At 71.9% G+C, this 24261-nt stretch carries 18 protein-coding genes; 14 read left to right on the top strand and 4 right to left on the bottom strand.

What is annotated here, in order from left to right; all coding sequences use genetic code 11:
- Nucleotides 1-2: 2 nt before the first annotated feature.
- From ACFPA8_RS12725 to ACFPA8_RS12670, 12 genes are all read left to right on the top strand, one after another.
- Complete coding sequence (locus ACFPA8_RS12725) at nucleotides 3-1310, top strand: dihydroorotase (RefSeq protein ID WP_386447047.1); 1308 nt, start codon at nucleotides 3-5, stop codon at nucleotides 1308-1310.
- A complete protein-coding gene (locus ACFPA8_RS12720; RefSeq protein WP_386447044.1) occupies nucleotides 1307-1999 on the top strand; it encodes a PH-like domain-containing protein in 693 nt (230 codons plus the stop codon). Before ACFPA8_RS12725 ends, ACFPA8_RS12720 begins: the two co-directional genes overlap by 4 nt.
- Nucleotides 1999-3234: a glutamine-hydrolyzing carbamoyl-phosphate synthase small subunit gene (gene carA / locus ACFPA8_RS12715; protein WP_386447041.1), complete on the top strand. Its 1236-nt coding sequence runs from the start codon at nucleotides 1999-2001 to the stop codon at nucleotides 3232-3234. Before ACFPA8_RS12720 ends, carA begins: the two co-directional genes overlap by 1 nt.
- On the top strand, nucleotides 3227-6541 hold the full coding sequence (gene carB, locus ACFPA8_RS12710) for a carbamoyl-phosphate synthase large subunit (RefSeq protein WP_386447038.1): 3315 nt from the start codon (nucleotides 3227-3229) through the stop codon (nucleotides 6539-6541). Before carA ends, carB begins: the two co-directional genes overlap by 8 nt.
- A 115-nt stretch (nucleotides 6542-6656) precedes the next feature.
- Nucleotides 6657-7805 (top strand): quinone-dependent dihydroorotate dehydrogenase, encoded by a 1149-nt coding sequence (locus tag ACFPA8_RS12705; protein ID WP_386447035.1) that lies wholly within the window; start codon nucleotides 6657-6659, stop codon nucleotides 7803-7805.
- Nucleotides 7802-8692 carry an orotidine-5'-phosphate decarboxylase gene (gene pyrF, locus ACFPA8_RS12700; RefSeq protein ID WP_386447032.1) on the top strand — a complete coding sequence of 297 codons (891 nt, stop codon included), beginning with the start codon at nucleotides 7802-7804 and terminating at the stop codon, nucleotides 8690-8692. The genes ACFPA8_RS12705 and pyrF overlap by 4 nt, the downstream gene beginning before the upstream one ends.
- Nucleotides 8693-9003: 311 nt before the next feature.
- A complete protein-coding gene (gene mihF / locus ACFPA8_RS12695; protein WP_028431629.1) occupies nucleotides 9004-9327 on the top strand; it encodes an integration host factor, actinobacterial type in 324 nt (107 codons plus the stop codon).
- A gap of 83 nt (nucleotides 9328-9410) precedes the next feature.
- Entirely contained in the window at nucleotides 9411-10007 is a 597-nt protein-coding gene (gmk, locus tag ACFPA8_RS12690; protein ID WP_386447029.1) for a guanylate kinase, read from the top strand.
- 48 nt (nucleotides 10008-10055) lie between these two features.
- Entirely contained in the window at nucleotides 10056-10331 is a 276-nt protein-coding gene (gene rpoZ, locus ACFPA8_RS12685; protein ID WP_028431631.1) for a DNA-directed RNA polymerase subunit omega, read from the top strand.
- A gap of 130 nt (nucleotides 10332-10461) precedes the next feature.
- Complete coding sequence (gene coaBC, locus ACFPA8_RS12680) at nucleotides 10462-11700, top strand: bifunctional phosphopantothenoylcysteine decarboxylase/phosphopantothenate--cysteine ligase CoaBC (RefSeq protein ID WP_386447027.1); 1239 nt, start codon at nucleotides 10462-10464, stop codon at nucleotides 11698-11700.
- A gap of 300 nt (nucleotides 11701-12000) precedes the next feature.
- Entirely contained in the window at nucleotides 12001-13209 is a 1209-nt protein-coding gene (gene metK / locus ACFPA8_RS12675; RefSeq protein WP_386447025.1) for a methionine adenosyltransferase, read from the top strand.
- A gap of 190 nt (nucleotides 13210-13399) precedes the next feature.
- Entirely contained in the window at nucleotides 13400-15550 is a 2151-nt protein-coding gene (locus ACFPA8_RS12670) for a primosomal protein N' (RefSeq protein ID WP_386447022.1), read from the top strand.
- A gap of 215 nt (nucleotides 15551-15765) precedes the next feature.
- On the opposite strand, the gene ACFPA8_RS12665 is transcribed toward ACFPA8_RS12670, so the two are convergent.
- Nucleotides 15766-16371 carry a hypothetical protein gene (locus ACFPA8_RS12665; RefSeq protein ID WP_386447020.1) on the bottom strand — a complete coding sequence of 202 codons (606 nt, stop codon included), beginning with the start codon at nucleotides 16369-16371 and terminating at the stop codon, nucleotides 15766-15768.
- Nucleotides 16372-16635: 264 nt separating this feature from the next.
- On the opposite strand from ACFPA8_RS12665, the gene fmt reads away from it, so the two are divergent.
- The gene (gene fmt / locus ACFPA8_RS12660; protein ID WP_386447017.1) at nucleotides 16636-17577 is read left to right on the top strand and encodes a methionyl-tRNA formyltransferase; all 942 of its coding nucleotides are present in this window, start codon (nucleotides 16636-16638) and stop codon (nucleotides 17575-17577) included.
- A gap of 124 nt (nucleotides 17578-17701) precedes the next feature.
- Nucleotides 17702-19159: an RsmB/NOP family class I SAM-dependent RNA methyltransferase gene (locus ACFPA8_RS12655; protein ID WP_386447014.1), complete on the top strand. Its 1458-nt coding sequence runs from the start codon at nucleotides 17702-17704 to the stop codon at nucleotides 19157-19159.
- Between the two features lie 36 nt (nucleotides 19160-19195).
- Here ACFPA8_RS12655 and ACFPA8_RS12650 read toward each other — a convergent pair whose 3' ends face one another.
- From ACFPA8_RS12650 to ACFPA8_RS12640, 3 genes are read right to left on the bottom strand one after another with little or no spacing between them, the layout of a single operon-like run.
- Nucleotides 19196-20014: an enoyl-CoA hydratase gene (locus ACFPA8_RS12650; protein WP_386447012.1), complete on the bottom strand. Its 819-nt coding sequence runs from the start codon at nucleotides 20012-20014 to the stop codon at nucleotides 19196-19198.
- Complete coding sequence (locus ACFPA8_RS12645; protein ID WP_386447009.1) at nucleotides 20011-21174, bottom strand: CaiB/BaiF CoA transferase family protein; 1164 nt, start codon at nucleotides 21172-21174, stop codon at nucleotides 20011-20013. The genes ACFPA8_RS12650 and ACFPA8_RS12645 overlap by 4 nt, the downstream gene beginning before the upstream one ends.
- On the bottom strand, nucleotides 21171-24209 hold the full coding sequence (locus ACFPA8_RS12640; RefSeq protein ID WP_386447006.1) for an FAD-binding and (Fe-S)-binding domain-containing protein: 3039 nt from the start codon (nucleotides 24207-24209) through the stop codon (nucleotides 21171-21173). The genes ACFPA8_RS12645 and ACFPA8_RS12640 overlap by 4 nt, the downstream gene beginning before the upstream one ends.
- Between the last annotated feature and the right edge of the window lie 52 nt (nucleotides 24210-24261).

The following is a 24261-nucleotide window of genomic DNA, read 5'->3' as shown; positions in this document are numbered from 1 at the left end:
CGATGACAGGCAAGGCCGACGACACCAGCAAGACCCTTCTCCGCGGCGCCCGGCTGCTGGGCGGCGAGCCCCGGGACGTACTGATCGACGGTGAGACGGTCGCCGAGGTGGGCAGCGGTCTCGACGCCGCCGGCGCCGACGTGGTCGAGGCGGAGGGGCGCATCCTGCTGCCCGGCCTCGTCGATCTGCACACGCATCTGCGCGAGCCCGGGCGCGAGGACTCCGAGACCGTGCTGACGGGGACCAGGGCCGCCGCGAAGGGCGGCTTCACCGCGGTGCACGCCATGGCCAACACCTTCCCGGTCGCCGACACCGCCGGTGTCGTCGAGCAGGTGTGGCGGCTCGGCCGCGAGTCGGGCTACTGCGACGTGCAGCCCGTCGGCGCGGTCACCGTCGGCCTGGAGGGCAAGCAGCTCGCCGAACTCGGAGCCATGCACGACTCCGCCGCGGCCGTCCGGGTCTTCTCCGACGACGGCAAGTGCGTCGACGACGCCGTGATCATGCGCAGAGCCCTGGAGTACGTGAAGGCCTTCGACGGCGTCATCGCCCAGCACGCCCAGGAGCCGCGGCTGACCGAGGGCGCCCAGATGAACGAGGGCGTCGTCTCCGCCGAGCTGGGTCTGGGCGGGTGGCCCGCCGTCGCCGAGGAGTCGGTCATCGCCCGGGACGTGCTGCTCGCCGCGCATGTCGGGTCCCGGGTCCACATCTGCCACCTGTCCACCGCGGGCTCCGTCGAGCTGGTGCGCTGGGCGAAGTCCAAGGGCTGGCAGGTCACCGCCGAGGTCACCCCGCACCACCTGCTGCTGACGGACGACCTCGTACGCTCCTACGACCCGGTCTACAAGGTGAACCCTCCGCTGCGCACCGAAGAGGACGTACGGGCGCTCCGCGAGGCGCTCGCGGACGGCACCATCGACTGCGTCGCCACCGACCACGCACCCCACCCGCACGAGGACAAGGACTGCGAGTGGGGCGCGGCGGCCATGGGGATGGTGGGCCTGGAGACAGCGCTGTCCGTCGTGCAGCACACCATGGTCGAGACCGGTCTGCTGGACTGGGCCGGCGTGGCCGAGCGGATGTCCCGCCGCCCCGCCGCCATCAGCCGTCTGAACGGTCAGGGCCGCCCCGTAGCCGCAGGTGAACCCGCGAACCTGGTGCTCCTGGACCCGGCCTACCGTGGAACGGTGGACCCCGCAGGTTTCGCCTCCCGCAGCCGCAACACCCCCTACGAGGGCCGCGATCTGCCGGGACGCGTGACCCACACCTGGCTGCGGGGACGTGCAACAGTCGTGGACGGGAAGCTGGCGTGAACGCACAACCCCGACCGGTCTCCTGGCTCGCCCTTCCGGCCGCCGAACCGAGGTCGCAGGAGGTCACCGACTGGGCGGCCCGCATCGGCTGGGTCGTCGGGCTCCTCCTCTTCGTCGCCCTCCTGTACTGGCTGATGCGGCAGGGCTGGAAATGGCGGGGAACCCTCCAGGGCGACCTGCCGGAGCCGGCCGTACCGCCGGCCTCCGACGGGACGTCCGGGGAGGCGCTGCTCCAGGCCTCCGGCCGCTACCACGGCTCGACCACCGCGGGGCAGTGGCTCGACCGCATCGTGGCCCACGGTCTCGGCACGCGCAGCCGCGTCCTGCTGACCCTCTCGGCGGCGGGAGTGACGGCCGAGCGGCCCGGCGCGCGGGACTTCTTCGTCCCCGTGGAGAGACTGCGCGGTGCACGCCTGGAGAAGGGCATCGCGGGCAAGGTGCTCACCGAAGGCGGCCTGCTGGTGATCACCTGGGAACTCGGGGACCGTCTCCTCGACTCCGGGTTCCGTCTCGACCACCCGGCCGAGCAGGCCGGCTGGGTGGAGCGGCTCACCACCCCCGACGCCGCCCGCGACACCGCCGACGTCTCCGCCCGCGCCGACGGGCCCGCCCAGGAGACGGCCCCCGCCGGTGACAGCGCGGTCACCGGCCCGTACCGCCACGCAGTAACCCCTGAGAGGGACACATGATGACGACCTCCACCGGTCCAGCCGCACCTGCTCCCGCCGTGCTCGTCCTGGAGGACGGCCGCAGCTTCCGGGGGCGCGCCTACGGCGCAGTGGGGGAGACCGTCGGCGAAGCCGTCTTCAACACCGGCATGACGGGCTACCAGGAGACCCTCACGGACCCCTCCTACCACCGGCAGGTGGTCGTCATGACGGCCCCGCACATCGGCAACACCGGCGTCAACGACGAGGACCCCGAGTCCGCGCGGATCTGGGTCGCCGGTTACGTCGTACGCGACCCCGCGCGCACCCCCTCCAACTGGCGTTCCGTACGCACTCTCGACGAGGAGCTGACCGCGCAGGGCGTCGTGGGCATCAGCGGGGTCGACACCCGCGCGCTCACCCGCCATCTTCGGGAGCGCGGTGCGATGCGCGCCGGGATCTTCTCCGGCGAGGCCGCCGCGGCCGGCGAGGAGACCCTGCTGGAGCGCGTACGGTCCGCTCCCGCGATGACGGGCGCCGACCTGTGCGGTGAGGTCGCCACCAGGGAGTCCTACGTCGTACCGGCGAAGGGCACCAAGCGCTTCACGGTCGCCGCCGTCGACCTGGGCATCAAGGGCATGACCCCGTACCGGATGGCCGAGCGCGGCATCGAGGTGCACGTGCTGCCCGCCGACGCGGGCGTGGAGGACGTCTACGCGGTCGAGCCGGACGGTGTCTTCTTCTCCAACGGGCCCGGCGACCCCGCCGCCGCCGAACACCCGGTCGCGCTGATGCGTGCGGTGCTCGACCGGGGTACGCCGCTGTTCGGCATCTGCTTCGGGAACCAGATACTGGGGCGCGCACTGGGGTTCGGCACCTTCAAGCTCAAGTACGGCCACCGGGGCGTCAACCAGCCCGTGCAGGAGCGCACCGCTTCGGGCACGTGGACGGGCGGCAAGGTCGAAGTCACCGCCCACAACCACGGGTTCGCCGTGGACGCGCCGCTGGACGGGCCGGTCCCGACGCCGTACGGGCCCGCCGAGGTCACCCATGTCTGCCTCAACGACAACGTGGTGGAGGGGCTGCGGCTGCTGGAGCGGCCGGCCTTCAGCGTCCAGTACCACCCCGAGGCGGCGGCCGGACCGCACGACGCCGCCTACCTCTTCGACCGCTTCGTCGCGCTCATGAGCGGCGAGGGTCCACGGACCCCCGCAGAGAGCCGGCGCAGCAGCACCCAGCACAGCGACACCCAGCACATGGAGGGCCAGAGTGCCTAAGCGCACCGACATCCAGTCCGTTCTGGTCATCGGCTCGGGCCCGATCGTCATCGGTCAGGCCGCGGAGTTCGACTATTCCGGTACGCAGGCCTGCCGGGTTCTCAAGGCCGAGGGCCTGCGCGTGATCCTGGTCAACTCCAACCCGGCGACGATCATGACCGACCCGGAGATCGCCGACGCGACGTACGTCGAGCCGATCACGCCCGAGTTCGTCGAGAAGATCATCGCGAAGGAGCGTCCCGACTCGCTGCTGCCCACCCTCGGCGGCCAGACGGCGCTGAACACCGCGATCTCCCTGCACGAGTCGGGGACGCTCGCGGAGTACGGCGTGGAGCTGATCGGCGCCAACGTCGAGGCGATCAACAAGGGCGAGGACCGCGAGCAGTTCAAGGAGGTCGTGGAGGCGGTACGGCAGCGCACCGGGCACGGTGAGTCCGCGCGGTCGGTGATCTGTCACTCGATGGAGGAGGTGCTGGCAGGGGTCGACGGTCTCGGCGGCTACCCCGTGGTGGTCAGGCCCTCCTTCACCATGGGCGGCGCGGGTTCGGGATTCGCGCACGACGAGGAGGAACTGCGCCGCATCGCGGGCCAGGGGCTGAACCTCTCGCCGACGAGCGAGGTGCTGCTGGAGGAGTCCATCCTCGGGTGGAAGGAGTACGAGCTGGAGCTGATGCGCGACAAGCACGACAACGTCGTGGTCGTCTGCTCCATCGAGAACTTCGACCCGATGGGCGTGCACACCGGCGACTCCATCACCGTCGCACCGGCGATGACGCTCACCGACCGCGAGTACCAGACGCTCCGGGACATCGGCATCGCCGTCATCCGCGAGGTCGGTGTCGACACGGGCGGCTGCAACATCCAGTTCGCCGTGGACCCCTCGGACGGACGCGTCGTCGTCATCGAGATGAACCCGCGTGTCTCCCGCTCCTCCGCGCTCGCCTCGAAGGCAACGGGCTTCCCCATCGCGAAGATCGCAGCGAAGCTGGCCGTGGGATACACGCTCGACGAGATCCCCAACGACATCACCGAGCAGACCCCCGCCTCCTTCGAACCCACCCTCGACTACGTGGTGGTGAAGGCGCCCCGGTTCGCCTTCGAGAAGTTCCCGGCGGCCGACGACACCCTGACGACCACGATGAAGTCGGTCGGCGAGGCCATGGCGATCGGGCGCAACTTCCCCGAGGCGCTGAACAAGGCGCTGCGTTCGCTGGAGAAGAAGGGCAGCCAGTTCGACTTCGTCACTCCGCCGGGTGACAAGGGCGAGCTGCTGGCGAAGGCGGCCCGCCCCACCGACGGCCGGATCAACACCGTCATGGAGGCCATCCGTGCCGGGGCCACCCATGAGGAGGTCTTCGAGTCCACGAAGATCGACCCCTGGTTCACGGACCAGCTCTTCCTGATCAGCGAGATCGCCGAAAAGCTGGCCGCTGCACCGGAGTTGAACCCGCAGCTGCTCGCCGGGGCCAAACGTTACGGCTTCTCCGACGCCCAGATCGCGGCACTGCGCTCGCTGCGCGAGGACGTGGTGCGGGAGGTGCGCCACGCGCTCGGCGTCCGTCCCGTCTACAAGACCGTCGACACCTGCGCGGCCGAATTCGCCGCCAGCACGCCGTACTTCTACTCCTCCTACGACGAGGAGACCGAGGTCGCCCCGCGCGAGAAGCCCGCTGTGATCATTCTGGGCTCGGGCCCCAACCGCATCGGGCAGGGTATCGAGTTCGACTACTCCTGCGTCCACGCCTCCTTCGCCCTCGGCGAGGCCGGCTACGAGACCGTGATGGTCAACTGCAACCCGGAGACCGTCTCCACCGACTACGACACCTCCGACCGGCTCTACTTCGAGCCGCTCACCCTGGAGGACGTACTGGAGATCGTGCACGCGGAGCAGGCCGCGGGGCCGGTCGCCGGCGTGGTCGTGCAGCTCGGCGGCCAGACGCCGCTGGGCCTCGCGCAGGCGCTGAAGGACAACGGCGTGCCGATCGTGGGCACTTCACCAGAGGCGATCAACCTCGCCGAAGAGCGGGGCGCCTTCGGGCGCGTGCTCGAGGAGGCCGGCCTCCCGGCCCCCAAGTACGGCACGGCCTACTCCTTCGAACAGGCCAAGGGCATCGCCGCGGAGATCAACTACCCGGTGATGGTGCGTCCTTCGTACGTGCTCGGCGGGCGCGGCATGGAGATCGTCTACGACGAGGCCTCGCTCGCGGCGTACCTGGAGCGTCATGCCGGTCTGATCTCCGAACACCCCGTGCTCATCGACCGGTTCCTCGACGACGCCATCGAGATCGACGTCGACGCCCTCTACGACGGCGAAGAGCTCTACCTCGGCGGCGTGATGGAGCACATCGAGGAAGCCGGCATCCACTCGGGCGATTCGGCCTGCGCGCTGCCGCCCATCACCCTCGGCGGTCACGACATCAAGCGGCTGCGTGCCTCGACCGAGGCCATCGCCCGCGGAGTCGGCGTGCGGGGCCTGATCAACATCCAGTTCGCGATGGCCGGCGACATCCTGTACGTACTGGAGGCCAATCCGCGCGCCTCCCGGACGATCCCCTTCACCTCCAAGGCCACAGCCGTCCCGCTCGCGAAGGCGGCAGCCCGCATCTCGCTGGGCGCCACGGTCGCGCAGCTGCGCCGTGAGGGGATGCTTCCGGCGGAGGGCGACGGCGGCGATCTGCCGCTGGACGCCCCGATCTCCGTGAAGGAGGCCGTGCTGCCGTGGACCCGTTTCCGCGACGTCCAGGGGCGCGGCGTGGACACCGTCCTCGGCCCGGAGATGCGCTCGACCGGCGAAGTCATGGGCATCGACTCGGTCTTCGGCACCGCCTACGCCAAATCCCAGACGGCGGTCTACGGCGCGCTGCCCACGAAGGGACGCGCCTTCGTCTCGGTGGCCAACCGCGACAAGCGCTCGCTGATCTTCCCCGCCCGTGAACTGGTCGCCATGGGCTTCGAGTTGCTGGCGACCTCCGGCACCGCGGAGGTGCTCAAGCGCAACGGCATAAACGCCACCGTCGTGCGCAAGCACAGCCAGGGGCCGGGGCCCGACGGTGAGCCGACGATCGTCCAGCTCATCCACGCAGGACGCGTCGACCTGATCGTCAACACCCCCTGGGGCACCGGAGGACGCCTGGACGGTTACGACATCCGCACCGCCGCGGTCGCCCGTGCCGTCCCCTGCCTCACCACCGTCCAGGCCCTTGCCGCGGCGGTGCAGGGCATCGAGGCACTCACGCGCGGTGAGGTGGGGGTCCGTTCGCTCCAGGAGCACGCGGACCATCTCACGGCGGCCCGCAGCTCCGGCTGACGCTCCCCGGGGGCCGGCGACGCAGCCGCCCCCCGGCGGGTGCCCGCGGCCTCCCGGTCCCGGTGCCCGCCGAACGCCCCCGACCCCCGTCCGTCCGCACGCGAAGGCCGCCCGCATGTACCACCTGCTGTTCGAGACCGTCCTGAGGCGGCTGGATCCCGAGAGGGCCCACCGGCTGGCCTTCGCCCTGATCCGGCTGGTCTCCCGCCTGCCGGTGCTGCGGCGGCTCGTCGCGGCCCGGCTGGCCCCCCGGCGCGACGAGCTGCGCGTCGAGGCGCTGGGCAGGAGCATGCCGGGCCCCTTCGGGCTGGCCGCCGGCTTCGACAAGAACGCCGAAGGCATCGACGGACTGGCGATGCTGGGCTTCGACCACGTCGAAGTCGGCACCGTCACCGGGCGGCCCCAGCCGGGCAACCCCCGCCGGCGCCTCTTCCGGCTGACCCCGGACCGCGCACTGATCAACCGGATGGGCTTCAACAACGAGGGCTCGGCAGCCGTCGCGGCCCGGCTTGCCGCACGCGCCGAAGGCCGGGCACGCGGGGCGGCGGGCGGACGGGCCGCCGGCGCGGCCCCGGTGGTCGGCGTCAACATCGGCAAGACCAAGGCGGTTCCCGAGGAGGAGGCCGTCGAGGACTACGTCACCTCCACGGAACGCCTCGCCGCCCACGCCGACTACCTCGTCGTGAACGTCTCCTCGCCCAACACCCCCGGCCTGCGCGCCTTTCAGGCCACCGAGGCGCTCCGCCCGCTGCTGAGCGCCGTACGCGAGGCCGCCGACCGTGCCGTCACCCGGCGCCGTGTGCCGCTGCTGGTGAAGATCGCGCCCGACCTCGCCGACGAGGACGTCGACGCTGTCGCCGACCTCGCGGTCGAACTCGGCCTGGACGGCATCATCGCCACCAACACGACCGTCGCCCGCGACGGCCTCGGTCTCACCGCACCGCCGTCGCTGACCGCGGAGACCGGCGGCCTGTCCGGGGCTCCGCTGCGTGACCGTTCGCTCCAGGTGCTTCGCCGTCTGTACGTCCGGGTCGGCGGCCGGGTCACCCTCGTCGGCGTCGGGGGAGTCACCAGTGCGGAAGACGCCTGGGAGCGCATCCTCGCCGGCGCCACCCTCGTGCAGGGCTACAGCGCCTTCGTCTACGAGGGTCCCGGCTGGGCGCGGTCCCTCCACCAGGGGCTGGCCGCCCGCCTGGCAGCCAGCCCGTACGCGACGCTCGCCGACGCAGTCGGCGCGGAACACCGGAAGGCCGAAGCAGCATGATCCAGCCTGCTCCTCACCAGGAACCCTTCGGCGCACGGCTGCGCCGCGCGATGGACACCCGCGGACCGCTGTGCGTCGGCATCGACCCGCACCCCGGGCTCCTCGCCGACTGGGGACTCGGTGACGACGTCGAGGGCCTGGAACGCTTCACCTTCACCGTCGTCGAGGCGCTGGCCGGCCAAGTGGCCGTGCTCAAGCCGCAGTCCGCGTTCTACGAACGGTTCGGCTCCCGCGGAGTCGCGGTGCTGGAGCGGGCGGTCACCGAATCGCGTGCTGCCGGTGCGCTGGTGCTGACGGACGCCAAGCGCGGCGACATCGGCTCCACCATGTCCGCCTACGCGGACGCCTATCTCGACCCCGCCTCGCCGCTCTTCTCGGACGCGCTGACCGTCAGCCCGTACCTGGGATTCGGTTCCCTCCGCCCGGCGGTCGACCGTGCCCACGCAGGCGGCTGCGGCCTGTTCGTCCTCGCGCTCACCTCCAACCCGGAGGGCGCCGAAGTGCAGCACGCGGTACGGGAGGACGGCCGGAGTGTGGCCGCCACGGTGCTCGCGCGGATCGCGGAGGAGAACGCAGACGCCGAACCGCTGGGCTCCGTGGGCGCGGTGGTCGGAGCGACCCTCGGCGGCACACTGCACGGCGCGGGCGTGGACCTCGCCGTCAACGGGCCGCTGCTCGCCCCGGGGATCGGGGCGCAGGGAGCCACGGCGGCCGACCTTCCGCGCGTCTTCGGGGCCGCGACGCGCAACGTTCTGCCGAGCATCAGCAGGGGGGTGCTCCGGCACGGCCCTTCCGGGAAACTGCTGCGCGAGGCCGCCCGGACGGAGGCGGAGGCACTGGCAGAGGTCCTCGCCCGAGCGGGCTCGGCCCCCGGCGCGGACGTGTGAGGGCAGTACGTCCCTTCCTGTACGGCTCCGTACCTGCTTCGTACCTGCGGCGATGCGCGGCCGGAACCCCGACAGCCGTGAATTGAGGCGGAGTTGAGCCGGGAACTGGGGGTATTTGTCCATTAATGTCCCGATCGACTTGAGTCTGACCAGGACTTTTCCGCAGTTCTCGCTGACTCAGGCGCCACAGGCCGCTAGTCTCCGTCGGGAGCAGCGCGAACAGGCGCGTTGCTCGTTGCCCCGTGCTGGCGGGGCTATGAGAAAGCTCCTCACGAATCCATTCCGACAGTTCTAACTGAGGTGACGTAGGCGTGGCTCTTCCGCCCCTTACCCCTGAACAGCGCGCAGCCGCGCTCGAAAAGGCCGCCGCGGCTCGCCGGGAGCGCGCCGAGGTCAAGAACCGGCTGAAGCACTCCGGCGCGACCCTGCACGACGTGATCAAGCAGGGCCAGGAGAACGACGTCATCGGCAAGATGAAGGTCAGCGCTCTCCTGGAAAGCCTTCCCGGCGTCGGCAAGGTCCGCGCCAAGCAGATCATGGAGCGTCTCGGAATCTCCGAGAGCCGCCGGGTGCGTGGCCTGGGCTCCAACCAGATCGCCGCTCTGGAACGGGAGTTCGGCGGAGCATCCGCCTGATCTTTCCGTGACCGGGACGCCGCGGGTCACGGCCCGCGGCGTCCTGGTGGCAAGGCACAGCTTCGAACCGGGATAATCACTGCATGAGTTCTGCAGTTCCCCGGGGGGACACCCCGGAACCTCCCGCCGGCAAGCCTCGGCTGACCGTGCTCTCCGGCCCCTCCGGGGTCGGGAAGAGCACGGTCGTCGCACATCTGCGCAAGGCGCATCCAGAGGTCTGGCTCTCCGTGTCGGCGACGACCCGCAGGCCGCGTCCGGGGGAGAAGCACGGCGTGCAGTACTTCTTCACCGGCGACGACGAGTTCGACAAACTCGTCGCCAACGGGGATCTGCTGGAGTGGGCAGAATTCGCGGGGAACCGGTACGGCACACCCCGCGGGGCCGTTCTGGAACATCTGGAACGGGGCGAACCCGTCCTGCTGGAGATCGATCTCCAGGGCGCGAGGCTCGTACGGCAGGCCATGCCGTCGGCCCGGCTCGTCTTCCTCGCTCCGCCCAGCTGGGAGGAGCTGGTGCGCCGGCTCACCGGCAGGGGGACGGAGCCTCCCGAAGTCATCGAGCGGCGGCTCGCAGTGGCCCGTACGGAGCTGGCGGCCGAAGGGGAATTCGACACCACCCTCGTCAATACCTCGGTCGAGGACGTCAGCGCCGAGCTGCTAGCCTTGATGCAGATCGCTTGATTTTCGATCTTTTTCTGAACTTCACCACACCCCTCCGGAAGGCAGAGCGTGTCCTCTTCCATCTCCACGCCCGAGGGCATCATCAACCCGCCCATTGATGAGCTGCTCGAAGCCACCGACTCGAAGTACAGCCTCGTGATCTACGCCGCCAAGCGTGCGCGCCAGATCAACGCGTACTACTCGCAGCTCGGTGAGGGTCTCCTCGAGTACGTGGGCCCCCTGGTGGACACCCACGTCCACGAGAAGCCGCTCTCGATCGCACTCCGCGAGATCAACGCCGGCCTGCTGACCTCCGAGGCCGTCGACGTCCCGGTGACGCAGTAGCCACCGGCGGACCACCGTCACGGGCCCGGCAGCGCGGCTGCCGGGCCCGTGGTGTGTCATGTGTAGGTGGTAGGCAGCCCGCCTGACACCCGTCAGGCACCGTCGGGCTACGCGTGGGGAGAGGCGAGCGATGGAGCAGCGCCGGCACGACAGGCCGCAGGAGAACGGGCCGCGGGTCGTACTCGGAGTCAGCGGCGGCATCGCCGCGTACAAGGCGTGCGAGCTGCTGCGGCGGCTGACGGAGAGCGGACACGAGACGCGTGTCGTGCCGACCGCCTCCGCGCTGCGCTTCGTCGGCGAGGCCACGTTCTCGGCGCTCTCGGGCAATCCGGTGAGCACCGACGTGTGGGAGTCGGTGCACGAGGTTCCCCATGTGCGCATCGGTCAGGGCGCCGACCTGGTCGTGGTCGCGCCGGCGACCGCGGACATCCTCGCGAAGGCCGCGCACGGTCTCGCGGACGACCTGCTGACCAACACCCTGCTCACCGCGCGGTGCCCGGTCGTCTTCGCCCCGGCCATGCACACCGAGATGTGGGAGCACCCGGCCACCCAGGAGAACGTCGCCACGCTGCGCCGCCGCGGCTGCCTCGTCATCGAGCCGGCGGTCGGGCGGCTGACCGGTGCCGACACGGGCAAGGGGCGCTTCCCGGAGCCCGACGCGGTCTTCGAGGTCTGCCGCGGCGTACTGGCGCGCGGCACGGCCGAGGAGCGAGCCGATCTGGCGGGACGGCACGTGGTCGTCAGCGCCGGCGGTACGCGTGAACCCCTCGACCCCGTGCGTTTCCTCGGCAACCGCTCCTCGGGGAAGCAGGGTTTCGCCCTGGCGCGTACGGCGGTGGCGCGCGGCGCCCGCGTCACTCTGGTCGCGGCGAACAGCGAGCTTCCGGCCCCGGCCGGTGTCGACGTGGTCCGGGTGGGGACGGCGGTACAACTGCGGGAGGCGGTCGTGGAGGCAGCGGCTGACGCGGACGCTGTCGTGATGGCGGCAGCTGTCGCGGATTTCCGTCCGGCCGTCTACGCCGAAGGCAAGATCAAGAAGCGGAAGGATGCGGAGCCGGAGCCCCTCGCGCTGGTCCGTAATCCGGACATCCTCGCCGAGCTGTCGACCGACAGGGCCCGCGCCGGCCAGATCGTCGTCGGTTTCGCGGCCGAGACCGACGATGTCCTCGCCAACGGCCGGGCGAAGCTGGCCCGCAAGCGGTGCGACCTGCTCGTCGTCAACGAGGTGGGGGAGAGCAAGACCTTCGGCGCGGAGGAGAACGAGGCCGTCGTGCTCGGTGCGGACGGAAGCGAGACGCCCGTCCCGCGGGGGCCGAAGGAAGCTCTTTCGGACAGGGTCTGGGACCTGGTTGCCCTGCGTTTCCCCTGACCGTTTCCACCCGCTTCGCGTCGCGCACGGAAGCGAGCGGAATCACTTCGTCCGCCAGTTCCGTTATGTGTGTCATGGCGTGATATGCCGCACGCGCCGACGGCTCGTCAAGAGCGCACCGGATGTGCTGGTGGGCGAGCTTGCGCAGGTCATGGCTGTATCGAAGTTCGGGACTACGTGATTGGATACGGCTCCAGATGGATAAACTGGCGGCGGACCGTGCTTGGGCCCTGATTGAGCACAGCCCCCGACCGGTCCGCCCATGAATAGCCAGCAGCCGCTGCAACCCCAGGGAGCGATGTGTCCCGCCGTCTGTTCACCTCGGAATCTGTGACCGAGGGTCACCCTGACAAGATTGCTGACCAGGTCAGCGACACCATCCTCGACGCGCTGCTCAAGGAGGACCCGCACTCGCGGGTCGCCGTCGAGACACTGATCACCACCGGCCTCGTGCACGTCGCCGGCGAAGTGACCACCAAGGCCTACGCACCCATCTCGTCGCTCGTGCGCAACAAGATCCTGGAGATCGGCTACGACTCCTCGAAGAAGGGCTTCGACGGCGCGTCCTGCGGCGTCTCGGAGTCCATCGGCGCGCAGTCCCCGGACATCGCTCAGGGCGTCGACACCGCGTACGAGAACCGCGTCGAGGGCGACCAGGACGAGCTGGACAAGCAGGGCGCCGGCGACCAGGGCCTGATGTTCGGCTACGCCTGCGACGAGACCGCCGAGTACATGCCACTGCCCGTCCAGCTGGCGCACCGGCTCTCCGAGCGCCTGTCGGACGTCCGGAAGAACGGCACCATCCCCTACCTGCGCCCCGACGGCAAGACACAGGTGACCATCGAGTACGACGGCGACAAGGCCGTACGCCTCGACACCGTCGTGGTCTCCTCGCAGCACGCCGCGGACATCGACCTGGACTCGCTGCTCGCCCCCGACATCCGCGAGTACGTCGTGGAGCCGGAGCTCAAGCGCCTCGTCGAGGACGGCGTGAAGCTGGACACCAGCGGCTACCGCCTCCTGGTCAACCCCACCGGCCGCTTCGAGATCGGCGGTCCCATGGGTGACGCGGGTCTGACCGGGCGGAAGATCATCGTCGACACCTACGGCGGCATGGCCCGGCACGGCGGCGGCGCCTTCTCCGGCAAGGACCCGTCCAAGGTCGACCGGTCGGCCGCGTACGCGATGCGCTGGGTCGCCAAGAACGTCGTCGCGGCGGAGCTGGCCACGCGCTGCGAGGTCCAGGTCGCCTACGCGATCGGCAAGGCGGAGCCGGTCGGTGTCTTCGTCGAGACCTTCGGCACCGCCACCGTCGACGTCGAGAAGATCGAGCAGGCGATCAGCGAGGTCTTCGACCTCCGCCCGGCCGCGATCATCCGCGATCTCGACCTGCTCCGCCCGATCTACGCCCAGACCGCGGCCTACGGCCACTTCGGTCGTGAACTCCCCGACTTCACCTGGGAGCGCACGGACAGGGTGGACGCGCTGCGCAAGGCCGCAGGGCTGTAACTCCCACTTGCCGCGGGGCGCTTGAGGCGTCCCCGGTCGGGAAGGCCCGGCCGTTCCGCTGCACGCGGGACGGCCGGGCCTTCCGTGTGGGCGGGACGTGCCGCATCGGTCCCCTCGGGTGCCGTTCGGGCCCGCACCCGCCGGTACGGGCGCCCGCGGGTGTCCGTACGGTCTGCTAAGACTGAAAGCTGTGAGCAGCGACAACGGGCCGCAGCAGCCCTCGGCGGACGGAGCGCGGGAAGCGCCCGAGCAGCTTGCGCTGCTGCGGGAGACCGTGCGGCGCAGCAGGCCGCCCCGGGCCAGGCCCCGGACCTGGCGCGGCGCCGAACTCGCAGCGGAACTGCCCGTCGCGCGGGTCCTGGTGGACAAGGGCCTCCTCCACCTCGACCGGTACTTCGACTACGCCGTTCCCGCCGCCATGGACGAAGAAGCGCAGCCCGGAGTGCGGGTGCGGGTGCGTTTCGGCGCGGGTGAGCGGGAGGGCAGGCGCGAGGGCGGCAGGCTCATCAACGGATTCGTCGTCGAGCGCGTCGCGCAGAGCGACTATCCGGGTGCGCTGGCGCCGATCGCGCAGGTGCTCTCGCCGGAGCGGGTTCTCTCGCCACCGCTGCTGCGGCTGTGCCGGGCGGTGGCCGACCGGTACGCGGGCTCGCTCGCCGACGTCGTGCAACTGGCCGTGCCGCCGCGGATGGCGCGGGCGGAGAAGCGGGCTTCGCCCGAGGCGCAGCCGCCGCCGTCCCCGCCGTCGCCCGGCAGCTGGGAGCGGTACGTCGACGGGCCGGCCTACCTCCGCACGCTCTCCGAGGGCGGCAGTCCCCGCGCTGTCTGGACGGCGCTGCCCGGCCCGGACTGGCCGCAGGAGCTGGCGCGGGCAGTCGCCGCAGTCCTCTCGTCCGGCCGCGGCGCGCTGGCGGTACTGCCCGACGGGCGTGCGGCGGCGCGGGTCGACGCGGCGCTGACGGCGCTGATCGGCGACGGACGCCATGTGCTGCTGACCGCCGAGTCCGGGCCCGAGCAGCGCTACGCGCGCTGGCTGGCCGTGAGCCGCGGCGCCGTGCGGGCGGTGGTGGGGACGCGGGCGGCGATGTTCGCGCCCGTTCACGACCTCGGCCTGGCGGTCCTGTGGGACGACGGCGACGCGGCGCACAGCGACGACCACGCGCCGCAGCCGCACGCCCGTGAGGTGCTGCTCCAGCGCGCCGTCACCGAGCAGGCGGGCTTCCTGGCCGGGGGCCACGGATGCACCGTGGAGGCGGCGCAGCTGGTGGAGACCGGCTGGGCACGGCCGCTGACCGCGGCCCGGGAGACCGTACGGGAGACGGCACCCCTCATCCGTACGGTCGGTGACCTCGACGAGGCCCGCGACGCGGCGGCCCGCACCGCGCGGCTGCCGACGCTCGCCTGGAACACGGCCCGCGAGGCTCTGCAGCGGGGCCCGGTGCTGGTGCAGGTGCCCCGGCGCGGCTACGTTCCGCGCCTGGCGTGCGAACGGTGCCGGGCGCCCGCGCGCTGTGCCCGGTGCTCGGGACCGCTGGAGGCCACCGACGAGCGGGGAAGCCTGCGCTGCGGCTGGTGTGCGCACGAGGCGCCGGACTGGCGCTGCCCCGACTGCGGTGGCGCGCGGCTGCGCGGACAGGTATTCGGCGCCCGGCGCACCGCGGAGGAGCTGGGGCGCGCCTTCCCGGCCGTGCCGGTGCGTACCTCGGGGCGCGAGCACATCCTGGAGAGCGTGCCGGACGCGCCCGCACTCATCGTCTCCACACCCGGCGCGGAGCCCCCGGCCGAAGGCCAGGGCTATGCGGCGGCGCTCCTGCTGGACGGCTGGGCGCTGCTGGGACGGCCCGATCTGCGGGCCGAGGAGGAGGCGCTGCGCCGCTGGCTGTCGGCCTCGGCGTTGGTGCGGCCCCAGGGCGAGGACGGCACCGTCCTCATCGTCGCCGAGCCCACACTGCGGCCGGTGCAGGCGCTGGTCCGCTGGGATCCGTCCGGCTTCGCGCTGCGGGAGCTGGCGGAGCGTGCGGAGCTGGGCTTCCCGCCGGTCTCGCGGATGGCTGCCGTCAGCGGACGGGCCGAGGCGGTGGAGGAGCTGCTGGGGCAGGCCGGGCTTCCGGCGGACGCCGAGGTGCTGGGGCCGGTGGGGCTTCCCGTCATCGAACCGGGGCGTCCCCGGCGCAGCGGCGATCCGCCGGTGGGGGAGCACTGGGTGCGGGCCCTGGTGCGGGTGCCTCCCGGGTCGGGTGCCGCGATGGCGGCGGCGTTGAAGACGGCGCACGCTGCCCGGCTGGCGCGCCGTGAGGGAAGTCCCGTCCAGATCCGCATCGACCCGCCCGACATCGGCTGAGGACGGCACGGGACGGCCGTCGCGAACTTTCCCCCGGGGACCGGCTCGTGGGTAACGCGGCTGTGAAGTGAGCTGTGCCGGCCCGTCGTCGGGCGTCGGTGCCGTCGGTTGCGCCTGCTCGTGTGCTGAACCGCCGGCCGGTCCTGGCTGTGGACGTCACACCGCCCGGTGCGTGCGGCGCGCACCGGGCGGTGGGGGCAACGGCCGAGGAGGAGTCAGCCGTTGCGAGGGCCGGGGAAAGCCCCCGGTCTGTGGTCACGTGAGGGCTGCCCGGGCACGGGCGGCCGTGACTGCGTCAGCGCGGAACCGTGGACGGTGCCGGTCTGGGCGGACGCGGCGGTGACGGCGGGCTCCGGACGGGCCGTCCCCGCCGAGGACTTCCCCGGCGCGGCGGGGAGGGCGGGCGCAGCCGGTGCCGCATCGGCCGCGAGCTCCGCGGACTGCCCGCCCGCGTCCGTCAGTTCGCGGGACGCGTTGCGCCGCGACCCGTAACGGCGGTGCACAGCCTGCTTGGTGACGCCGAGCGCCGATCCGACCGCGTCCCAGGAGAAGCCCAGCGACCTGTCGAAGTCCACCGCGGCCGTGACCAGGGTCTCCACGCTGTCCCGCAACTCCTGTGCGAGACGCACTGTCGGAGCGGGCGCCCGCCCGTAGACGACGAAGCCCGCCGACGGGGCGGAGCGTCGCGGTCGGTAGACGTTGCCGAGCTGGGCGGTGAGTGTGCGCAGCGCGTCCACCTGGCGGCGAACCCGCTCGATGTCCCGCACCAGCAGGTGCAGGCTGGCCCTGGCCTGGGCGTCGTGGGTTGCGTGGTCGGCCATCGAAGAAGCCTCTCGAAACCGTCGTGCAGCGGATGGGAGCCGCGAACGGCTCGTTTCGGTCAATCTGGTTTGACCAACGCGGTAGTGGTCGTTCGGGTCACGCCCCGGGGGTGTGTGGACGAGCGACGCGGGTGTGCGCGCAGCCACGTACGCCCCCTCGGGTGGCGCAACGGGATGCCAAGTGGGGCCCGTAGACTGGCGCGTCGTCCCTGACCGCGGGTTCCGCGGTGCAGCCGCCGTTCCGTGAGAGGTGGACCCCAACCGATGAAGCTCGTCTTCGCCGGCACCCCCGAGGTCGCCGTGCCCGCGCTCGACGCTCTGATCGCCTCGGAGCGGCACGAGGTCGCGGCCGTGGTGACGCGCCCGGACGCCCGTGCCGGACGCGGACGGCGTCTGGTGCCCAGCCCGGTCGCGCAGCGGGCCGAGGAGGAGGGCATCGAGGTGCTCAAACCGGCGCGGCCCCGCGACGAGGACTTCCTCGCCCGCCTCCGCGAGATCGGACCCGACTGCGCTCCCGTCGTCGCCTACGGTGCGCTGCTCCCGCGGGTCGCCCTGGACGTACCGTCGCGGGGCTGGGTCAACCTGCACTTCTCGCTGCTGCCGGCCTGGCGCGGCGCCGCACCCGTGCAGCACGCCCTGCTGGCGGGGGACGAGATGACCGGCGCCAGCACGTTCCTCATCGAGGAGGGCCTGGACTCCGGGCCGGTCTACGGAGTGATCACGGAGAAGGTGCAGCCCACCGACACCAGCGGCGACCTGCTCACCCGGCTCGCCTTCGCGGGGGCGGGGCTGCTCGCCGCCACCATGGACGGCATCGAGGACGGCACTCTGCGCGCCGTACCGCAGCCCGAGGAAGGCGTCTCCCTCGCACCGAAGATCGGCGTCGACGACGCCCGGATCGACTGGCAGGCCCCGGCGCTCCGGGTGGACCGGCTCGTACGGGCCTGCACGCCCGCCCCGGGTGCGTGGACGGTTTTCCGGGGAGAGCGCCTGAAGGTGAGGTCCCTGACGCCGCAGCCCGGACCGCCCGAGGGCGGCGGGCCGGGTCCCGGGGAGCTGCTCGCGGGCAAGAACTCGGTTCTGGCGGGCACCGGTTCGCACCCGGTGGAGCTGCAGTGGGTGCAGCCGCAGGGCAAGAAGCCGATGCCCGCAGCCGACTGGGCCCGCGGCGTGCGCGTCGCCGGGGGCGAGCGGCTGGGCGAGTAGTGGACGGCGGCAGCGGGGAGAGGGGGCGGCCGTCCGCGTACCCGCTGTCCGCGTCCACGCCGTCCGGGGCCCGGCGTACGCTGGACAGACACCTCGTCATCGCAGATCCGGAGCACTTTTTCCCGTGAGCAACAGGCCGCGCCGTCCTTCGAAGCCCTACCGCCGCCCCCGTAAGGACCCGGTCCGCATCCTCGCCTTCGAGGCGCTGCGTGCCGTCGACGAGCGTGACGCGTACGCGAACCTCGTGCTGCCGCCGCTGCTGAGGAAGGCCCGGGAGAAGGGCGACTTCGACTCCCGGGACGCGGCGCTGGCGACCGAGCTGGTCTACGGGACGCTTCGCTGGCAGGGCACTTACGACGCGATCGTCGCCGAGTGCGTCGACCGTCCGCTGCGCGAGGTCGACCCGCCCGTGCTCGACGTGCTCTCACTCGGCGCGCACCAGCTGCTGAACACCCGCATCCCCAGCCACGCGGGGGTGAGCGCCACTGTCGAACTGGCCCGGGTGGTGCTGGGCGACGGGCGTGCCAAGTTCGTCAACGCCGTGCTCCGCAAGATCGCCGCGGACGATCTGGAGGGCTGGCTCGAGAAGGTGACGCCGCCCTACGACGAGGATCCGGAGCAGCACCTGGGGATCCGTCACGCGCATCCGCGCTGGATCGTCTCCGCGCTGTGGGACTCGCTCGGCGGCGGCAGCAACGGCATGGAGGACCTGCTTGTCGCGGACAACGACAGGCCGGAGGTCACCCTCGTCGCCCGTCCCGGGCGGGCCACCACGGAGGAGCTGCTGAGCGGCGACGCGGCCCCCGGCCGCTGGTCGCCCTACGCGGTGCGGCTCGCGGAGGGCGGCGAACCCGGCGCGATCGACGCCGTGCGCGAGGGGCGCGCCGGAGTGCAGGACGAGGGAAGCCAGCTCGTCGCCCTCGCGCTCGCCGACGCACCGCTGACGCCGCCCGGCGAGGGCGGCGGGAGCAGTGCCCGTGGGGACCAGGAAGCGGACAGCCGTGCCGAGCGGTGGCTGGACGCCTGCGCCGGCCCCGGCGGCAAGGCCGCACTGCTCGGTGCTCTCGCCGCGCAGCGAGGCGCCGTGCTCCTCGCCGCCGAGAAGCAGCCGCACCGTGCGGGTCTCGTCGCCCGCGCTCTGGACGGCAACCCGGGGCCGTACGGGGTGATCACCGCGGACGCGACCCGACCCGCCTGGCGGCCGGGGGCCTTCGACCGCGTCCTGGCCGACGTTCCCTGCACCGGACTGGGGGCGCTGCGGCGGCGTCCCGAAGCGCGCTGGCGCCGCGGTCCCGAGGACGTGGCGGGATTCGCGCCGCTCCAGCGCGGTCTGCTGCGGCAGGCTCTGAACTCGGTGCGCGTGGGCGGTGTCGTCTGCTACGCCACCTGCTCCCCGCATCTGGCCGAGACCCGGGCGGTCGTCGACGACCTGGTCAAGGAGACCGGCGCCGAACTGCTCGACGTCAGACCGCTGTTGCCGTCGATGCCGGACCTGGGCGACGGGCCGGACGTACAGCTGTGGCCCCATCTGCACGGGACCGACGCGATGTACATGGCGCTGCTGCGCCGTACGCCTTCCTGAGCGCGGGAGCGGCCGGCGCCACCGGGGCCGGCCGGTTCAGCGCCCCTGCCAGCCGGGGGCGCGCTTGTCGAGGAACGCGGTCACGCCCTCGTGGAAGTCGCGGCTGCCGTAGCAGAGTTCGTAGAGATCGTCGGCGGGGCCGGGGGCCGAGGCGGCCAGCACGCGCCGGTCGGCCTCCTTCAGCGCGGCGAGCGTGAGGGGCGCTCCGCGGGCGATGCCGGCGCAGGTCGCGGCGACGCGGTCGTCGAAGTCGCCGTGCTCCGCGACCTCCTGGACGAAGCCGGCTTCGAGTGCCTGCTGTGCGCCGATCAGTTCGGCGGTGAGCAGCGCCCGCAGCGTGCGGGCCCGGCCGAGAGAGGCGTACAGGCGCGCGATCACGGCTGGAGCGAGGCAGTTGCCGAGAGTGCGGGCGATGGGCGCACCGAACACCGCGTCCTGCGTGCACAGTACGAGGTCGCAGCAGGCGGCCAGGGCGATGCCGGCGCCCACCGCGGGCCCTTGGACGGCGCCGACGACCGGCATGCGCACGGAGGCGAGGCGTTCGACGGCCCGTTCGACGCGCTTCTCGTACGCGACGCCGTCGGCGCCCGTCGTGAACCCTCTGAACTCGCGGATGTCGGTGCCGGCGGCGAAGGCGCGGCCGCCGGCGCCGCGCAGCACGGTCACCCGGATGTCCGGATCGGCGTCGATCTCCTCGCAGGACAGCTCGAGTTGGTCGTACATGCCCATCGTCAGGGCGTTGTGCCGGCTCGGGTTGGAGAGCGTCAGATGCGCCGCGTACGCGCCGGTGCCGGGCACCTCCTGCTTCGTCCAGCCGACGGACGGCAGTCCTGCTTCATCGGTCACACTGGTCACGCGTCCCCCAGAAGTTCCTCGTTGTGCTCGCCGAGCAGCGGCGGATGGCGGCGTACGCGAGCCGGGGTGCGGCCCAGCTTGACCGGGAAACCGAGGACTTGTGCCGTGCCCTCGACGGGATGCTCGTACTCCTCGACCATGCCGCGCGCCTCGGCGTGCGCGTCGCCTCCGAGGATCTGCCCGTAGTCGAGGATCGGTCCCGCGGGGATGCCCGCGTCCAGCAGCAGCCGTACGCACTCCTCGGTGCTCTCCGTCGCCAGCCGTCCCTCCAGCAGGGCGATCAGCTCCGCCCGGTGTTCCATCCGGTCGGTGTTCGTGGCGAAGCGCTCGTCGTCGGCCAGGTGCTCCAAGCCGAGGGCGGTGCACAGGCGTTGCCACAGACGCTGGTTGTTGGCGGCGACGGTGACGTGGCCGTCCGCGGTGCGCACCGCCTGGTACGGGGCCGTCATGCGGTGTGCCGAGCCGAGGCGCTGCGGTGCGCGCCCGGAGGCGAAGTACTCCGTCGACTCCCACACCGACATGGCCAGTACCGCCTCGTACAGGGACGTCTCCAGATACTGGCCTTCGCCCGTGCGCAGCCTGTGGTGGTGCGCGCCCAGGATGCCGATGGCGCAGAGCATGCCCGCGCCCAGATCACCCACGGGCAGACCGCACTTGACCGGTTCGCCGCCGGGTTCGCCGGTGACGCTGAGGGAGCCCGCCATGGCCTGCGCGATCAGGTCGTAGCCGGGCCGGTCCGCGTACGGTCCCCACTGGCCGAAGCCGGAGATCGAGGCGTAGACGATGTCCGGCCTGATCTGCCGTGCTGCTTCGTAGCCGATGCCGAGGCGGTCGGCGACCCCGGGACGGAAGTTCTCCACGACGACGTCCGCGTCCGAGACGAGTTTGCGGAAGCCTGCCCGCCCTTCGTCCGAGCGCAGATCGAGGGTGACGCTGCGCTTGTTGCGGTTCAGGGCGTGGAAGGCGGGACTGTCGCGGCCGGGCAGTGGGGTGTCCCAGGAGCGCCGGACCTGGTCGCCGGCGCCGGGCGGTTCGACCTTCACCACGTCCGCGCCGAGGTCGGCGAGGAGCATCGTGCAGTAGGGGCCCGCCATCACCTGGGTGAAGTCGATGACGCGTACGCCTTCGAGTGCGCCGGGCGGGAAGGGGGTCGAGGTCACTTCCGGGCTGCTCCCTCGGTGTCGGCGTCGGCTGCGGCCGGTGCCGGTGCTGCGGGGCCGGACAGCAGCGCTTCCCGTACGAGCTCCACGGGATGCCAGGCGTCGCGCTCGGTGCCGTGGAAGATCTGCTGGCGGCAGGAGACCCCGGTGGCGGCGAGGACCGTCGTGCCGGACTCGGCGGCGACGGCGGGGAAGAGGCGGTCGCCGCCCACGGTCATCGACAGGCCGTAGTGCTCGGACTCGAAGCCGAACGAACCCGCCATGCCGCAGCAGCCGGCGTCGAGTTCGACGACTTCGGCGCCGGGGATCTTCCTGAGCAGCTCCACGGTCGCGGCCGTGCCCACCTCGGCCTTCTGGTGACAGTGGCCGTGGTAGAGGATTCTGCGGCCCGCGGGCCAGCTCCTCCCGTCCAGGCGCAGCCGGCCTTCGTCGATCGCCTCGGCCAGCAGCTCCTCGACCTGCCGCACGCGGCCGGCGACGTCCTGCACCGCGGGGTCGTCCGGCAGCAGCGCGCGGTGTTCGTCCCGCAGCGTCATCAGGCAGGACGGTTCGCAGCCGACGACAGGGGAGCCCGGCTCGCCCGACTCGGCGAGCAGCGCCGCCAGCCGGCGGGCCTCGTCCTTGGCCCGGGTGACGAGTCCCTTGGAGAAAGCGGCCCGGCCGCAGCAGCCGCGGGTCTCCAACGAGACCTTCCAGCCTGCGAGTTCGAGCAGTTCGATGGCTGCGCGGCCGATCCCGGGCTCGGTGTAGGTGGTGAAGGAGTCGGCGAGATACGTGAGCGTGCCGGGTACCGCAGCGGGCGCACCGGCCGGTCTCGTGTCCGCACCCCCGGGACGGGCATGGCGCTTGCGGAACCAGCGCACCAGGTTGTTGCGCGTGTAGCGCGGCAGGGGACGGGCCGGGGTGATGCCCAGCCAGCGGTCCATCAGCAGCCGCAGCCCCCGTATGCGTCCCGGCAGATTGGACAGGGGCGCGGTGGCGGAGCCGAGCCGGTTCAGACGCCGGATCGAGCCGAAGACCTTCGACCTGCGCGGTACGCCGTGTTCGGCGTGGCGATGGGAGAGCGCCTCCGCCTTCAGGGTGGCCATGTCGACGCCGAGCGGGCACTCGCTCTTGCACGCCTTGCACATCAGGCACAGGTCGAGGACCTCGTGGAGCCGCTCGTCACCCAGCGCCCTGTGCGGGTCGGGCTCGGAGAGCGCCTTGACGAGGGCGTTGGCGCGTCCGCGGGTGGAGTCCTCCTCGTTGAGCGTGGCCATGTACGAGGGGCACATGGTGCCGCTGTCGCTCTTGCGGCACAGCCCGATGTTCATGCAGCGGTCGGCGGCGCCGCGCATTCCGCCGACGACCTCGAACGTCAGCTGGGTACGCAGCGGCCCGGCGGGCGGCAGGGCGGGGTCGCGGAGGTTGTCGGTCATGGCGGGGGCGTCCACGATCTTGCCGGGGTTGAGCCGGTCGTGCGGATCGAAGAGGCCCTTGACCTGCCGCATCGCCTCGTACAGCTCGTCGCCGAAGATCTCGCGGTTGAACTCGCTCCGGGCGAGGCCGTCGCCGTGTTCGCTGGAGTTGACGCCGCCGTACTCCCGGACGAGGTCCTTGATCTCCTCTGCGACGGCTCGCATCGTGGCGACCTGCTCCGGCTCGGCGGTGTCCACGAAGGGGCGGATGTGCAGGCAGCCGACCGAGCAGTGTCCGTAGAAGCCGGCGGAGAGCCCGTGCCGGTCGAGTACCTGCTTGAACCGGCCGGTGTACTCGGCGAGATGGACCGGGTCGACGGCGGTGTCCTCGACGAAGGCCAGCGGGCGGCGGGTCCCCTCGCCCGCGGCCATCAGCAGCCCGAGGCTGGACTTGCGCACCTTCAGCAGCGAGCCCTGCTGAGCGGGGGTGACCGCCTTGAGGGTGTGGTAGCCGTGGCCGTGGCGCGACCAGAGGGAGGTGAGCCTCTCCAGCGCGCCGGTCAGTGCCGCTTCGTGGTCGCCGGTGAAGGTGACGAAGAGCAGCGCCTCGGGGTCGCCCTCCAGGATTCCGCTGAGCGAGGCGTACTCGATCTTTCCGCGGGCCAGGTCGAGGATCTGCCTGTCCATGAGCTCCACGGCCGCCGGGTCGCAGGCCAGGGCGTCCTCGGTGGCTTCGATGGCGGCGGCGACGCTGGTGAAGTGCCCGACGGCGATGACGGTACGGGCGGGCCTGGGCACCAGATCGACGAGGGCACGGGTGGCCAGCACGAGGGTGCCCTCCGAGCCGACGACGAACTTCGCCAGGTCGAACTGGCCGCCGGCGGCGCCGGACCGGCCCGGCACGGGCAGCCGGTCGAGGCGGTATCCGCAGGCGCGGCGCCAGAACTGGGGGAAGCCGGAGGCGATGGCGTCCGCGTTCTCCGCGACGATACGGGGGAGTTCGCGGTAGAGGCGGCCCTCCAGCGTCGGTTCGCCCGCGCGCTGCTCGCGGACGTCCTCGTCGACGGGTGCCAGATGCGCCTCGCGGGCGTCCGCGAGCACGACGTCGAGTTCCCGGACGTGGTCGATGGTCATGCCGTAGCGGATCGAGCCGCTGCCCGCCGAGTTGTTGCCGATCATGCCGCCGACGGTGGCGCGGTTGCTCGTCGAGGTGTCGGGCCCGAACATCAGGCCGTGTTCGGCGGCGGCCCGGTTGAGCTGGTCCTGCACGACGCCCGCTTCGACCAGTGCGGTCCGGCGCCCGGGGTCCAGCTCCACGATCCGGTTCATGTGACGGGAGAGGTCCAGGACGAGTCCGGGGCCGACGGTCTGCCCGGCCAGGCTCGTGCCGGCGCCCCTCGGGACGACCGGTACGCCGTACTCGCCGGCGACGGCCACCGCAGCCTGTACGTCCGCGGAGTGCCGGGGGAAGACGACGCCCAGCGGCTTGATCGCGTACATGCTCGCGTCGCGGGAGAACAGGTGCCGTGTGTAGTCGTCGAACTGGACGTCCCCGTCGAACTCCCGGCGGAGCCTTGCCTCCACCTCACGTGCCGGTGCGGTCCCCGTCGCGGGGGCGTCGCCGCTGGTCGCTGTCATGTGCCGGTGACTCCAAGGGGTCGGGGGAGGTTCGGTCGGGGCGGGACGCGTC

It is taken from the genome of Streptomyces ovatisporus (assembly GCF_042653885.1).
In the GTDB taxonomy this organism is placed as follows: domain Bacteria; phylum Actinomycetota; class Actinomycetes; order Streptomycetales; family Streptomycetaceae; genus Streptomyces; species Streptomyces ovatisporus.
The sequence above is the reverse complement of the archived record's forward strand: the minus strand, read 5'-3'. Positions and strand labels throughout refer to the sequence as shown.

Excerpts from the sequence above, each read along its gene's own strand:
- fmt (WP_386447017.1), top strand. The coding sequence starts at position 16,636 with ATGAAGCTCGTCTTCGCCGGCACCCCCGAGGTCGCCGTGCCCGCGCTC.
- ACFPA8_RS12725 (WP_386447047.1), top strand. The coding sequence starts at position 3 with ATGACAGGCAAGGCCGACGACACCAGCAAGACCCTTCTCCGCGGCGCC.
- pyrF (WP_386447032.1), top strand. The coding sequence starts at position 7,802 with ATGATCCAGCCTGCTCCTCACCAGGAACCCTTCGGCGCACGGCTGCGC.
- ACFPA8_RS12640 (WP_386447006.1), bottom strand. The coding sequence starts at position 24,209 with ATGACAGCGACCAGCGGCGACGCCCCCGCGACGGGGACCGCACCGGCA.
- ACFPA8_RS12705 (WP_386447035.1), top strand. The coding sequence starts at position 6,657 with ATGTACCACCTGCTGTTCGAGACCGTCCTGAGGCGGCTGGATCCCGAG.
- ACFPA8_RS12665 (WP_386447020.1), bottom strand. The coding sequence starts at position 16,371 with ATGGCCGACCACGCAACCCACGACGCCCAGGCCAGGGCCAGCCTGCAC.
- gmk (WP_386447029.1), top strand. The coding sequence starts at position 9,411 with ATGAGTTCTGCAGTTCCCCGGGGGGACACCCCGGAACCTCCCGCCGGC.
- coaBC (WP_386447027.1), top strand. The coding sequence starts at position 10,462 with ATGGAGCAGCGCCGGCACGACAGGCCGCAGGAGAACGGGCCGCGGGTC.
- carA (WP_386447041.1), top strand. The coding sequence starts at position 1,999 with ATGACGACCTCCACCGGTCCAGCCGCACCTGCTCCCGCCGTGCTCGTC.